Here is a 13,139-nt window from a genome sequence, read left to right on the forward strand (position 1 = left end):
CCGATGGAACGCATTGCCATTTCAGAGCGCCCAGGCTGGCGCGAAAAAGCCACCGAGTTCGGTTTTCGTTTTCACACCATGCATGGCGAACCCTACTGGTGTGAAGAGGCCTATTACCAGTTCACGCTGGCGCAAATCGAGCATCTGGAAGAGGTCACCGCCGAGTTGCATCAGATGTGCCTGCAGGTGGTGGAAAAAGTGGTCAACAGCGAAGCGCTGCTGACTAAATTCCGCATCCCTAAGCATACCTGGGATTTCGTGCGCGATTCATGGCATCAACGTCAGCCATCACTGTACTCTCGTCTGGATCTCGCCTGGGATGGCAAGGGTGATGTGAAGCTGCTGGAGAACAATGCTGATACGCCGACCTCGCTGTATGAAGCAGCATTTTTCCAGTGGCTCTGGCTGGAAGACCAGCTTAATGCCGGTCAGCTCCCCGCTGGCAGCGATCAGTTTAATAGCCTGCAGGAAAAGCTGATTGAACGCTTTGCCGCGTTACATCAGCAGCACGGCTTTAACTGGCTGCACTTCGCCTGCTGCCGCGACACCGACGAAGATCGTGGCACCGTGCAGTACCTTCAGGATTGCGCTACCGAAGCGGGTCTGCCGAGTGAGTTTCTCTATATTGATGAGATTGGCCTGGGCGAAAAAGGTGAATTCACCGACGCTCATGATCAGGTGATTAGTAACCTGTTCAAGCTCTATCCATGGGAGTTCATGTTGCGTGAAATGTTCTCTACTAAGCTGGGCGATGCGGGCGTGCGCTGGCTGGAACCGGCATGGAAAAGCATCATTTCGAACAAAGCTCTTCTGCCGCTGCTGTGGGAGATGTTCCCGAATCACCCTAACCTGCTGCCCGCCTGGTTCGCGGAAGATGACGTGCCACACATGGAAAAATATGTGGTGAAGCCGCTGTTTTCACGTGAAGGGGCTAACATCCGCATCGTAGAGAATGGTCAGGAGATTGCCCGCGTTGATGGGCCGTACGGCGAAGAGGGAATGATCGTCCAGCAGTTCCATCCGCTGCCAAAATTTGGCGACAGTTATACGCTGATTGGTAGCTGGCTGATCGACGATCAACCGGCTGGGATCGGCCTGCGTGAAGATCGCGACCTGATCACTCAGGATCTTTCCCGTTTCTATCCGCACGCCTTTATCGGTTAACGCACCGCGATAATAACAGGCCAGCTTCTGGCCTGTTTTCTCTCAGCTTCGCCCTAACCTACCTGAACCGACAGCATGCTGATAGCACCCATCTCCATGCCATCAACCGGAATACTGATGACGTCATCCGGCTGACGTGCGCCCAGCACATAGAGCAGCGGCAGATAGTGCTCAGGCGTCGGGTTAGAAAGTGCCGCGCCGGGATGATCCATAAAGTTAACCAGCGGATGAGAAGCCGCATCGCTCTGTACTGCCAGGTTATCGCGGACGAACTGTTCAAAACTGCTGGCCCACGGATAGACTTCGCTGTTGCCATCCCAGCGCACTTTACGCAGGTTGTGCACCACGTTGCCGCTGGCGACAATCATTACGCCCTGATCGCGCAGTGCAGACAGTTTCTGGCCCATCTCAAAATGCCATGCCGCAGGTTTAGTGCCATCAACGCTGAGCTGTACCACCGGAATATCGGCATCCGGGTACATCTTAATCAGGACGCCCCAGGAGCCATGGTCCAGTCCCCAGTCCTGATCCAGCTTCACCTCAACGGGCGCTAACTGCTCCACCAGCTGCTGAGCAAGTTCAGGCGATCCGGGTGCCGGATAGCGCGTATCAAACAGCGCCTGTGGGAAGCCACCAAAATCATGAATGGTCTTCGGCTTTGCCATTGCCGTCACGGCGGTGCCACGCGTATACCAGTGCGCCGAAACCGCAATAATGGCGCGTGGACGTGGCAGCGTGTCGCCTGCGTGACGCCACGCGGCGGTATAGCGGTTCTCTTCAAGGGCATTCATCGGGCTGCCGTGGCCTAAAAACAGGGCTGGCATGCGTAACTGGCTCATTCGTACTCTCCGGCATCCGGTGGTTTAATAGCCACTACGATACGCGCATTCGCCAGGTTATCACGCGGATAACCATGATGATGATCACCAGGAAATTTGAATGAAATCTGACGTAACAGCTGGCATAGGTATTCAGCAGAGAGAAGTGTGGAAAAGCGAGAGTTCAGCCGGCGTCATGGCGGTATGAAAAAAATGAAACAGGCCCTGATCGGGGCCTGTTTATCGCAGCAGAAAGATTAACTGGCGTGGCGCGTTTCGTGCGTACGACGCCAGGCGATCAGATCTTCGATTGTCACTACCGGCATGTTGTGCTGACGCGCGAACGTAATCGCTTCAGGCGCATGGGCCATAGTGCCATCATCGTTAGTCAGTTCACACAGAACACCTGCAGGCTTAAAGCCGGCCAGCGTTACTAAATCGATGGTTGCTTCAGTGTGTCCGCCACGGGTTAACACGCCGCCTTCGCTGGCACGCAACGGGAAGACATGACCAGGGCGATGCAGATCGACTGGTTTTGCATCGTCGGCAATCGCCGCGCGGATGGTGGTGATACGGTCCTGCGCGGAAACACCCGTCGTGACACCTTCTGCGGCCTCAATGGTCACGGTGAAGCCGGTGCCAAAGGAGCTGGTGTTGTTTTCTACCATCATCGGCAGGTCGAGCTGCTGGCGACGCGCTTCGGTCAGGCAGAGGCAGACGATGCCGCTGCCGTGACGAATAGTCAGTGCCATTTGTTCAACGGTCATGGTTTCTGCGGCGAAGATCATATCGCCTTCGTTTTCACGATTTTCATCGTCGAGTACCATCACACCGCGTCCCTCACGCAGGGCGGCGATAGCACGTTCTACACGCTGTTCAGGCGTGCCAAATTCAGAAAGTAGCGTCTGATTCATGGTAATAAAAACCTTAAAATGTATGGGTTACCAGAATCAGGGCGTGCTTAGGAGTGACGTCAAAAAGACGTGGCAATAACGTGATGCAGACACAATTGTCCGACAGATGTCGTTACCCTCTCCCATCCGGACTGTAACCGTCGGCCCCGGAATTACACCGGATCTGCTGACCTTTATCTCTCTTTTCATCAAGATAAAGCGCTCGCGGGCTTTCAGCCAAAGCTGATTTACCGCCGGTGGGGAATTGCGCCCCGCCCTGAGAATAAGCCTTTCAACTATAACGCCGATCGTTTGAGGCGGCAATCATCAATAGCGCAATTGCTTTTGCATTTCCTGCGTTACGGATTTGAGGTTTATCCTTTTCATTTCTGGCATTACACTTAACACTTATTACGTTGGTAAACACGCTGACACAGCTCCCCGTAACCAGGAAATCATCATGATCGACACGAAAAAAATTGAACAACTTGCCCGTCAGGTTCACGAAGCGATGCCTAAAGGTGTTCGTGAGTTTGGTGATGATGTCGAAAAGAAAATTCGTCAGGTTCTTCAGGCGCAGCTGACCCGGATGGATCTGGTCAACCGTGAAGAGTTTGATGTGCAGACGCAGGTATTACTGCGTACGCGGGAGAAACTGGCGGCGCTGGAGCAGCGTCTGGCCCAGCTGGAAAGTCAGGGTTCATCAGCGGGTACGCCTCCGACGGCAACCGCACCGGCAACACCTGTTGCAGCGGCCACACCATCTGCTTCAGTAGCCACCTCACCCGCTGTTTCACCGCCACCGGTTGCCGATGTCGTGAAACCTGTTCCGGACAACAAGTCAGAATAAGCGTTAAGCGGGAGCCAGGCTCCCGCTTACCCTCTGCGTTAGCTGCCGCGAATGGTTTTGATGATGTTGGTAGTGGAGATACCATCCTCGAAGTTCAGCACCTGCACGTCGCCGCCATTTGCCCAGACTTCTTTACTGCCCGCGATATCTTCCGGCTTGTAATCACCGCCTTTGACCAGCAGGTCAGGCAGAATGCCCGCAATCAGCCTCTGCGGCGTATCCTCTTCAAATACGACCACCCAGTCGACCGCTTCCAGCGCACCCAGCACGATCATCCGGTTTTCCTGCGGATTGACCGGACGGCTTTCACCTTTCAGACGCTTAGTCGACGCATCGCTGTTCACCGCAACGATCAGTCGATCGCCGAGCTTGCGGGCGTTGGCCAGATAAGAGACATGTCCCGCATGCAGAATGTCGAACACGCCGTTAGTCATCACCACTTTTTCGCCACGACGGCGGGCCATCTCAACGGCGGCTTTTAACTGCGCTTCCGTCATGATGCCAAAACCCTGTTCCGGGCGGGCATGAATCGCATTTTCCAGTTCAACGGTGCTGACGGTCGAGGTACCGAGTTTACCCACCACCACGCCCGCTGCCGCGTTGGCCAGGAAACAGGCTTCTTCCAGCGAGTCGCCGGCTGCCAGCGCTGCCGCCAGCACGCCAATCACCGTATCGCCGGCACCGGTGACGTCATAGACTTCCTGCGCCTGGGTTGGCAGATGCAGAGGCGCTTTGCCCGGCTGCAGCAGCGTCATACCGTTTTCGGAACGGGTCACCAGCAGTGCGGAGAGATCAAAATCAGCGATCAGTTGGGTGCCACGCGCCACGATCTCCTCTTCGTTTTTGCATTTGCCGACCACGGCTTCAAATTCGGAGAGGTTCGGCGTCAGCAGCGTCGCGCCACGGTAGCGCGCAAAATCAGTGCCTTTCGGATCAATCAATACCGGCACGCCCGCTTCGCGCGCAAGGGTAATCATGGTCTGCACGCTGGAGAGCGCGCCTTTGGCATAATCGGACAGCACCAGCGCACCCGCTGCGGCCAGTGAATCACGCATTTTCTGATGAATTGGCTCCGGATCGACCTGTTCAAAGCCCTCTTCAAAGTCGAGGCGGATCAGCTGCTGGTTGCGGGAAAGCACGCGCAGTTTGGTAATGGTCGGATGGCTTTTAACCGCCACGAAGTCACAATGAACGTTGACGTCTTTCAGCGTGTTGCTCAACACGCGCGCCGCATCATCTTCGCCGGTCAGGCCGATTAGCCGGGACGCGGCACCGAGTGCTGCAATGTTCATCGCTACGTTTGCCGCGCCGCCAGGGCGCTCTTCAACCGTGTCCACTTTCACCACCGGAACCGGTGCTTCAGGGGAGATACGGCTGGTTGGGCCATACCAGTAACGATCCAACATTACATCGCCAACAACCAGCACTGAGGCTTGGCCGAACGCGGGCAGAGTCACTTTCATTCCAGACACTCCAGACTGCATTAAAAATAGTGCGCGGATGATAGCACAGTTGCGATTTGTGCTATCAGCATCACGCCAGGATAGACGCAGGCGTTATCAGCCAGCGCTGCCAGCTGTTCAGAACCGTCTGCCGCTCCGCTGCGTAAGCCTCTGGCTCAACGTGGCCCGGCAGCTCCTGCAGGGCGCGATGGTGCAGGGCGTCGCGCAGCGTGACATAAGCCTGCGTCAGCGCCTGCGCTTCATCGGCGGGCATTTTATGGTACTTCGCCATCAGCTCGAAAATGCGCACATTGTCAGACCAGCGCGTCAGTTCAGGCTGCTCAGCGGCGTAGCGTAAGACAAGATATTGGGCGATGAATTCAATATCGGTGATGCCTCCCGCATCGGCTTTGATATCCCAGCGACCTTTATGTTTGTTGCTGAGGTGAGCGCGCATCTTTTCACGCATCTCACGCACTTCGGTTTGCAGCGCGTCTGCAGGACGTGGCAGCGACAGAATCGTCTGACGAATCGCGTTGAAACGGTCACCCAGTGCCGCCTCACCAAACACCACGCGCGCCCGGACCAGCGCCTGATGTTCCCATGTCCAGGCTTCACTGCGCTGATACTCTTCAAATGCCTCAAAGGTACTGACCAGCATCCCCGCCGCGCCAGAAGGGCGCAGCCGCGCGTCCACTTCGTAGAGAATGCCGGAGGCAGTGCGGGTACTAAAGAGATGCATAATGCGCTGAGCGAGCCGCAGATAGAACTGACGACCATCGATGCTGCGATCCCCTTCGGTCACGGCGTCTGCCGGACAGTCATGCAGGAAGACTAAATCGAGATCAGAACTGTAACCCAGCTCCCAGCCACCCAGTTTGCCGTAACCCAGCACCGCAAAACCGCGTTCATGTTCATTGCTCAGGTGAGAGGGACGACCGTAGCGCTGCACCATCATGTTCCACGCCTGACGCACCACAGAGTCGATGATTGCTTCCGCCAGCCAGGTGAGATGATCGCTGACTTTCATCACCGGCAGCGTGCCCGCGATGTCAGCAGCAGCGATACGCAGATGCTGCGCCTGCTTAAACTGCCGCACCGCTTCCAGCTGCTGCTCCTCATCCTCAGTGGGGATGCGCAGCAGATACTGCCGCAGCTCGTCACGATAGGCGTCGGTGGCAGTCGGCTGATAGAGCGTGGCGGGATCGAGCAGTTCATCCAGCAACAGGGGGTGACGCGCCAGCTGGCTGGCTACCATCGGTGAGGCCGCACACAGGCGAATCAGGTGACGCAGGGCACCGTGATATTCGATCAGCAGCTCCAGATAGGTGCTGCGGGTCAGCACGCCGAGCAGCAGTGGCGTCAGACGGCTCAGCGTGACCGCCGCGTCTTCACGCGGGCAGACCTCGCTCAGCAGGCGCGGCATCAGCTGATCCAGCGCCTGACGGCCACGCGGGCCGATGGTGCGCCGGCTGATGTCCTGACGAAACGCCTCCAGCGTCTGATGCAGCGTAAGCCGCTGATCGTCGCTGAGCTGCGGCACCAGCGGAGCCAGTTCACTATCTTCCAGCTGGTCCTGCCACAGCACCTGAAACTCCGCCAGCTCACGCTGATCGCCAATCTCAGGCGTATCTTCCCCAATCAGCTCATCAAAGATTGTCCGTACCGCTGCCATCTGAGCATCAAGTTGGGTCATCAGCGCAGGCCAGTCGGCACAATCCATCGCCCACGCCAGCCGGGCGCGATGCAGCTCATCCTCGGGCAGCGTCTGGGTCTGCTCGTCGCCCAGGCTTTGCAGCAGATTCTCCAGCCGCCGCAGGAACAGATAGGTGTCACGCAGCGCATCCACCTGCTCAGCAGGCAGCAGGGCCAGCGTTTTGATCGCCTCAAGCGTCGGCAGCAGCGAACGCAACTGAAGCGAGCGTTCACGTCCGCCGCGAATCAGCTGGAACACCTGCACGATAAACTCGGTTTCACGGATGCCGCCCGCGCCCAGTTTGATATTGTTTTTCAGCCCGCGTCGCCGGACTTCACGGCTGATCATCCCTTTCATGTTACGCAGCGACTGGATCACGCTGAAATCGATGTAACGCCGATATACGAACGGCCGCAGCATCTGCTGCAGCTCCAGGCTCCAGCGGTCGTGGTCATCGCCCATCAGGCGGGCCTTGACCATGGCGTAACGCTCCCAGTCACGTCCCTGCTCCTGGTAGTAATCTTCCAGTGCGGCAAAGCTCATGACCAGCGGACCGCTGTCGCCAAACGGCCGCAGCCGCATATCCACACGGTAGACAAAGCCATCCATGGTGGGTTGATCCAGGACTTTGATCAGCCGCTGGCCCATACGGGTAAAGAACTGAGCATTATCGAGCTCACGCCGTCCGCCGCGCGTGGTGCCGTTTTCTGGCCAGGCGAAAATAAGGTCAATGTCAGAGGAGAAGTTCAGTTCACCGCCACCCAGCTTGCCCATGCCCAGAATCAGCAGCGGCTGAGCGTCGCCATCGGCATTACAGGGCGTACCAAAATCACGGCAGCAATCCTGATATACCCAGTCGCGCGCCCTGCTGACCAGCACCTCAGCTAAGACACTAAGCTGTTGCAGACTCTGTTCAGTCGTGGCGTGTTGCAGAGCCTGCATCCAGGCGATACGCACCAGCATACGGCGGCGAAACAGCCGCAGTTCGCGCATCAGGCTCGCTTCACTGTCAATGCCGCTGAGTACCTCATTTAGCCATACAGCGTAGTGCTGCCACTCATCAGGCTGCAGCGGCTGGTCGAGCATCGTCTGCCACCAGTCGGGATGTTGTTGCAGGTTTTCCAGCACGAAATCGCTGAAAGCCAGCCCGGCGGCCTGCTCCGGGCTAAGCGAAGTCAGCGGAACCCCAAGCTGTCGGGCGGCCTGGTCGGCCTGGTCGCGTAGCAACGCGGGAAGTGCTGCCAACATAACGCCCTCCTTGATGGCGGTACGAATTACCCGTTAGCGGCTAGCGCCGCTGGTGAGCCAGAATGGCTGCTGTTTCAGTGCCTGCGACGTCAGCCAGGCTAATCCGGATGACTGCTTTTCATGAATCGCCGACAGCAGTTGCTGCCAGGGTTCGAGCCAGGCCATCACCGTTTCCACGGGATAGGAACCCGCCAGCAGGTGCACCGTCAGCAGCTGACGCGCCAGACGGGTAGCTTTGTCCTGATACTCATTGGGCTGTTTGACCGTGATGAATGTCTCTCTCAGATCGGCATTGACGCGGCTCAGCATGATGTCGCTGAAACGCTTAAACGAACCCTGCAGCTTGGCTTCTCCTTTGGCATCGATCCACTGACGCCACTGAGACTCCGCCAGCCAGTGGGTCAGCGCCAGCTGCGTTTCAACCGAGAGGGAAGATAAGCAGAACGTCGCCGCCTCCTGCTCTTCGTTTACCAGCGTCTCTTCCAGCGTGGTCAGCTGCTGACGCAGAGCACTGCTGGCTTTGCGTGGCACCAGCGCACCAAACAGGCTGAACGCCTGACGCAACAGATCCAGCGCTTCGCGCACTGCATCCTGCGCCGCCGCGTTGCCGCGCAGCCAGACTTCTTCATGATATTGCCAGTGACGCAGCCCCGCCGACATTGAAGCGACCATGCCCTGCTCAACGGTCGCTTTAGCGCCTGCTTTCAGCAGCGGGAAAGCCTCAATCTGGCGCGGCGGATTACCCTGCGCCAGTTGATAACCGCGGGCGGCTTTGCTCAGGCTGCCCATACGCAGACCGCCCAGCGCCACCAGTTGCTGCGCAAAGGCCAGCAGATCCTGGCGTTCGCCACTTTTCAGCTCCAGTTCGATCTCGCACAGCGGTTCGCTGAGCTCACCCGCCGTGACCGCACCCTGATCAAATGCGACTTCAATTTCACTATTGCCTGTGGTGATCAGCCAGACTTCGCGCTGGAAATGGGTGGTGAATAGCGGCTGTAACCGCTGTTGCAACGCCGCGACATCAGTGCCCTTAGGCCAGATCTCTGCGGGCAGGCGCGCAATATCCAGCACCGGCTCGCTGAGCTCAACGTTATATTCCGGACGCTGATGCAGGCCGCCGAGCGTCTGCCCCGCCGCTTTCAGCGTCATTTCATAACGCTGGTCGACGCCACGGATACGTAATCCCATGTCCCAGCGCCGAAGCTGGTTGTCGTCAGTTTCGAAGTAGATGTTGGTCAGCTCGCGAGCAGCCTGATGCTGATGCGGCAGAGTGGAGAGCAGTTCAGCCAGTTTCCCGGCTGCCTGTGGAGTTGCAATGAACTTTAGTTCGATTTCGATGGTCATAATTTTTTATTCACTACGCCGCTGGCACTTAAGAGGGTTTTTCCTGCATATTTCAGGCGATTATCAGCAGGTTACTCACGCTGCCGCCTGGAGGGCAAGGGGTTTATGAGGCGAAGATTAATGCACAGAAGCCGCGCTGTCTCTGCTTTCTTTGCTCTTTCGCAGACCTTTTCGCACTCTCATGAGACCAGGATAGTTCTCATTCAGATTTATGCGAGGCCTCTCCAGACTGTGCCGGTAAATTTTAAGTCAGACTAAGCCAAACGAAATCGAATGAAAAAAATCACACTCGCTGGACTCACTTTGCTGGCCCTCAGCACCCTTGCACCTGCCCATGCCGACGAAAAACGCTATGTTTCTGATGAACTCTCAACCTGGGTCCGCAGCGGGCCGGGCGATCAGTTCCGCCTGCTCGGTAAGCTGAACGCCGGGGAAGAGGTGCAGCTGCTACAGACTAACAATGACACCCATTATGGCCAGATCCGTGATTCGGAAGGCCGCACCACCTGGATCCCCCTGTCGCAGCTCAGTGCCAATCCGAGCCTGCGTACCCGGGTGCCGCAGCTTGAGCAGCAGGTGAAAGATCTGACGGCCAAGCTGGATAACATCGACAACAGCTGGAATCAGCGTACTGCTGAGATGCAGAACAAAGTCGCCAGCAGCGACGGCGTGATCAACGGGCTGAAAGGCGAGAATCAGAAGCTGAAAAATGAGCTGATCGTCGCCCAGAAGAAAGTCAGCGCCGCTAACGTTCAGCTGGATGACAAGCAGCGCACCATCATCATGCAGTGGTTTATGTATGGCGGCGGCGTGCTGGGTGTTGGCCTGCTGCTGGGACTCTTATTGCCGCACATGCTGCCGCGCCGTAAGAAAAGCGATCGCTGGATGAACTGACCCCCTTCTGTCGGGTTTGAGCAGGGGATCGCAGGATCCCCCTTTTGGCATGTCTGCAATCCGGGGAATCTGTGCAACAATAAAATGAGATGCACCGCTGATTTCAGGCGCGGGATACGCCCGGCGTGCAGGTCATTTCTTTTTCTCTGGAGTTTTGCGTGAAGACGTTTCTTGTTGGCGGTGCGGTGCGTGATGCGCTGCTGAATCTGCCGGTTACAGACAAAGATTGGGTGGTAACAGGCTCCACGCCCGAAGTCATGCTTGAGCAGGGTTATCAACAGGTCGGTCGCGATTTTCCCGTTTTCCTGCATCCCGTCAGTCGCGAAGAGTATGCGCTGGCCCGGACCGAGCGGAAAAACGGGAAAGGCTACACCGGCTTTGTCACCTGGTCTGCGCCCGACGTGACGCTGGAGCAGGACTTACAGCGCCGCGATCTGACCATCAATGCTATTGCGCAGGATGAAAACGGCGAGCTGGTTGATCCCTACAATGGCCAGCGTGATATTGCACAGCGCCTGCTGCGTCACGTCTCAGAAGCCTTCAGTGAAGACCCGCTGCGGGTATTGCGCGTCGCGCGCTTTGCTGCGCGTTTTGCCCATCTCAACTTTCGTATTGCCCCCGAAACCCAGCAGCTGATGCAGCAGATGGCCGAAAGCGGTGAGCTGTCGAATCTCACTGCCGAACGGGTGTGGAAAGAGACGGAAAAAGCGCTGAGTTCACGCAATCCACAGGTCTATTTTCAGGTGCTGCGCGACTGCGGGGCGTTGCAGGTACTGTTTCCTGAGCTGGATAATCTGTTTGGTATTCCTGCACCGATTAAATGGCACCCGGAGATCGACACCGGTGTACATACGCTGATGACGCTGGCGATGGCCGCCGCGCTCTCCAGTGAGATCGATGTGCGCTTCGCCACACTGTTTCATGACGTCGGTAAAGCGCTGACGCCGCCTGAGCTGTGGCCGAGCCATCACGGTCATGGTCTGGCAGGCGTTCCGCTGGTCGAGGCGCTGTGCCAGCGGCTGCGGGTGCCCAATGCAATTCGCGATCTGGCGCTGATCGTGACCGAGTTTCACGACATTGTGCACACCATTGAGCGGCAATCTGCGGCGTCACTGGTAGCGCTGTTTGACCGCATTGATGCCTGGCGTAAGCCGCAGCGCGTTGAGCAGATGGCGCTGACCAGCGAAGCAGATGCGCGCGGACGTGCCGGGCTGGAGAGTATGCCTTATCCGCAGGGCGACTATCTGCGTCGTGCTTTTGCGCTGGCGCAGGCGGTGCCGACCAGAGCGGTGGTCGAAGCGGGATTTAAAGGGATGGAAGTGAGGGAAGAGATGACGCGACGACGCATTGCCGCCGTCGCGCAGGGTCTGGCGATCGGGCAGCCTGACTAGCAGGCTGCCACGGGTTTACATGAAGATCATGTAAACCGCTGCCGCCACGATAAAGCGGTAAATGGCGAACGAGACAAACGAGATGCGTTTGATCAGCTCAAGGAAAGCTTTAATCGCAATCAGCGCCACGATAAATGCCGTTACGAAGCCCACGGCGAACATCGGAAAGTCTGCCATGGTCAGGAAGCCGATGCTCTTGTACATGTCCAGTACGGTCGCACCCATCATCATTGGCACCGCCAGGATGAAGGAGAACTCTGACGCGGCATAGCGGCTCACACCCATCAGCATTCCGCCGGAGATGGTTGCACCGGAACGTGAGAAGCCCGGCCACAGCGCTAAGCACTGGAAGCAGCCAATCATGAAGGCCTGACGATAGGTAATATCATCGACGCCGACGGCTTTCGGCTGTTTTGGCTTAAGATACTCTGCGGCCAGCAGCAGCACCCCCCCCACCACCAGCGCGTACATCACGTTGATCGGATTGAACAGCGTTTTGATCTGATCGTGCAGCACCAGACCCACTACCACAGCCGGAACCATACCCAGCAGGATATGGATCAGCGACAGGCGCCCGGTGCCGACACCTTCATGTTTGACTTCGCCAAAGTGAATGCCGATCAGGCCAAACAGACGGCGCCAGAACATCACTACTACAGCCAGAATCGATCCTAACTGGATCACAACTTCAAAGGTCTCGGCTTTTTCACCTTCAAAGCCCAGCAGGTGACCCACTATAATCATGTGCCCTGTGGAAGAGACCGGTAAAAATTCGGTCAGCCCTTCCACAACGCCCAGGATTGCAGCTACCCAAAGCTGATGAATATCTGCCATCAAATGTTCCCTCTATCCGTTTCAAAACCATTAAAAAGGCGGTAGCGCGTTGCTATCGCCTGAAATCATGCCGCAATTAGCCTGAATTAAACCTTAAGGTCCGCTCCGTTTCGCCTGCTGTAACGAAACGGTTCACGCTATGACAGACAGTAATTTGGTTTGGTTTCATTGTGATGGCAATCACATCGTATTTATTTAGGAATAGTCCCGCGCTCAATTCGCACGCCAACCTGCGCCGCCTGGGCTACAGCGCCCGGTTTGCTTACCTTTATGCGTACGCCAGGCGAATTGAAACGGTTCATCAACAGATCCGCGATTTCTTCAGCTACCCGCTCAACCAGGGCAAAACGCCCCCCGTTCAGATGGGTCAGAATCGCCGAGGAGACATCGGCATAGCTGAGACAATCTTTAACATCGTCGCTGCTGGCCGCCAGACGGTTATCCCAGGCCATTTCGACATCGAGCACCAGCTTCTGCTGTATACCCTGTTCCCAGTCGTAAACGCCAATGGTGGTGAACACCGTGAGTTGTTCTATAAATACGATATCCATGATGAGGGTCTCTG

At 56.9% G+C, this 13,139-nt stretch carries 11 protein-coding genes and 1 riboswitch; of the genes, 4 read left to right on the forward strand and 7 right to left on the reverse strand.

What is annotated here, in order from left to right; all coding sequences use genetic code 11:
* Window positions 1-3: 3 nt before the first annotated feature.
* On the forward strand, window positions 4-1,164 hold the full coding sequence (locus tag AC6I8E_RS15710) for a glutathionylspermidine synthase family protein (RefSeq protein WP_013359058.1): 1,161 nt from the start codon (window positions 4-6) through the stop codon (window positions 1,162-1,164).
* Window positions 1,165-1,217: 53 nt separating this feature from the next.
* On the opposite strand, the gene ygiD is transcribed toward AC6I8E_RS15710, so the two are convergent.
* Together ygiD and ribB are read right to left on the reverse strand one after the other, a co-directional pair.
* On the reverse strand, window positions 1,218-2,003 hold the full coding sequence (gene ygiD / locus AC6I8E_RS15715) for a 4,5-DOPA-extradiol-dioxygenase (protein WP_497824212.1): 786 nt from the start codon (window positions 2,001-2,003) through the stop codon (window positions 1,218-1,220).
* Between the two features lie 236 nt (window positions 2,004-2,239).
* The gene (gene ribB, locus AC6I8E_RS15720) at window positions 2,240-2,896 is read right to left on the reverse strand and encodes a 3,4-dihydroxy-2-butanone-4-phosphate synthase (protein ID WP_497824213.1); all 657 of its coding nucleotides are present in this window, start codon (window positions 2,894-2,896) and stop codon (window positions 2,240-2,242) included.
* A 110-nt stretch (window positions 2,897-3,006) separates the two neighbouring features.
* Window positions 3,007-3,164: riboswitch (FMN riboswitch) on the reverse strand.
* Window positions 3,165-3,335: 171 nt separating this feature from the next.
* On the opposite strand from ribB, the gene ubiK reads away from it, so the two are divergent.
* Entirely contained in the window at window positions 3,336-3,725 is a 390-nt protein-coding gene (gene ubiK, locus AC6I8E_RS15725; protein ID WP_095706653.1) for a ubiquinone biosynthesis accessory factor UbiK, read from the forward strand.
* A 38-nt stretch (window positions 3,726-3,763) separates the two neighbouring features.
* Here the strand turns inward: ubiK and hldE are convergent, their stop codons facing one another.
* From hldE to AC6I8E_RS15740, 3 genes are all read right to left on the reverse strand, one after another.
* Complete coding sequence (gene hldE, locus AC6I8E_RS15730) at window positions 3,764-5,188, reverse strand: bifunctional D-glycero-beta-D-manno-heptose-7-phosphate kinase/D-glycero-beta-D-manno-heptose 1-phosphate adenylyltransferase HldE (protein ID WP_013359063.1); 1,425 nt, start codon at window positions 5,186-5,188, stop codon at window positions 3,764-3,766.
* A 70-nt stretch (window positions 5,189-5,258) separates the two neighbouring features.
* Window positions 5,259-8,111, reverse strand: coding sequence for a bifunctional [glutamate--ammonia ligase]-adenylyl-L-tyrosine phosphorylase/[glutamate--ammonia-ligase] adenylyltransferase (glnE, locus tag AC6I8E_RS15735; protein ID WP_497824214.1), 2,853 nt, complete (start codon window positions 8,109-8,111; stop codon window positions 5,259-5,261).
* Between the two features lie 33 nt (window positions 8,112-8,144).
* Window positions 8,145-9,455: a CYTH domain-containing protein gene (locus tag AC6I8E_RS15740; protein WP_013359065.1), complete on the reverse strand. Its 1,311-nt coding sequence runs from the start codon at window positions 9,453-9,455 to the stop codon at window positions 8,145-8,147.
* Window positions 9,456-9,728: 273 nt separating this feature from the next.
* Here AC6I8E_RS15740 and AC6I8E_RS15745 point away from each other — a divergent pair, with 273 nt between their 5' ends.
* Window positions 9,729-10,349 carry a TIGR04211 family SH3 domain-containing protein gene (locus tag AC6I8E_RS15745; RefSeq protein WP_008925741.1) on the forward strand — a complete coding sequence of 207 codons (621 nt, stop codon included), beginning with the start codon at window positions 9,729-9,731 and terminating at the stop codon, window positions 10,347-10,349.
* A gap of 158 nt (window positions 10,350-10,507) precedes the next feature.
* Window positions 10,508-11,740, forward strand: a complete 1,233-nt coding sequence (locus AC6I8E_RS15750) for a multifunctional CCA addition/repair protein (protein WP_201252475.1) — start codon at window positions 10,508-10,510, stop codon at window positions 11,738-11,740.
* Between the two features lie 15 nt (window positions 11,741-11,755).
* On the opposite strand, the gene bacA is transcribed toward AC6I8E_RS15750, so the two are convergent.
* Both bacA and folB read right to left on the reverse strand, forming a co-directional pair.
* On the reverse strand, window positions 11,756-12,574 hold the full coding sequence (gene bacA / locus AC6I8E_RS15755; RefSeq protein WP_013359067.1) for an undecaprenyl-diphosphate phosphatase: 819 nt from the start codon (window positions 12,572-12,574) through the stop codon (window positions 11,756-11,758).
* A gap of 191 nt (window positions 12,575-12,765) precedes the next feature.
* The gene (folB, locus tag AC6I8E_RS15760) at window positions 12,766-13,125 is read right to left on the reverse strand and encodes a bifunctional dihydroneopterin aldolase/7,8-dihydroneopterin epimerase (RefSeq protein WP_013359068.1); all 360 of its coding nucleotides are present in this window, start codon (window positions 13,123-13,125) and stop codon (window positions 12,766-12,768) included.
* Window positions 13,126-13,139 lie beyond the last annotated feature (14 nt).

This window comes from Pantoea sp. X-Soil-YNGN-785, from assembly GCF_059730585.1.

Coding starts and splice junctions, on each gene's coding strand:
- ubiK (WP_095706653.1), top strand. CDS start 3,336: ATGATCGACACGAAAAAAATTGAACAACTTGCCCGTCAGGTTCACGAA.
- ribB (WP_497824213.1), bottom strand. CDS start 2,896: ATGAATCAGACGCTACTTTCTGAATTTGGCACGCCTGAACAGCGTGTA.
- AC6I8E_RS15740 (WP_013359065.1), bottom strand. CDS start 9,455: ATGACCATCGAAATCGAACTAAAGTTCATTGCAACTCCACAGGCAGCC.
- glnE (WP_497824214.1), bottom strand. CDS start 8,111: ATGTTGGCAGCACTTCCCGCGTTGCTACGCGACCAGGCCGACCAGGCC.
- folB (WP_013359068.1), bottom strand. CDS start 13,125: ATGGATATCGTATTTATAGAACAACTCACGGTGTTCACCACCATTGGC.
- hldE (WP_013359063.1), bottom strand. CDS start 5,188: ATGAAAGTGACTCTGCCCGCGTTCGGCCAAGCCTCAGTGCTGGTTGTT.
- ygiD (WP_497824212.1), bottom strand. CDS start 2,003: ATGAGCCAGTTACGCATGCCAGCCCTGTTTTTAGGCCACGGCAGCCCG.
- AC6I8E_RS15745 (WP_008925741.1), top strand. CDS start 9,729: ATGAAAAAAATCACACTCGCTGGACTCACTTTGCTGGCCCTCAGCACC.
- bacA (WP_013359067.1), bottom strand. CDS start 12,574: ATGGCAGATATTCATCAGCTTTGGGTAGCTGCAATCCTGGGCGTTGTG.
- AC6I8E_RS15710 (WP_013359058.1), top strand. CDS start 4: ATGGAACGCATTGCCATTTCAGAGCGCCCAGGCTGGCGCGAAAAAGCC.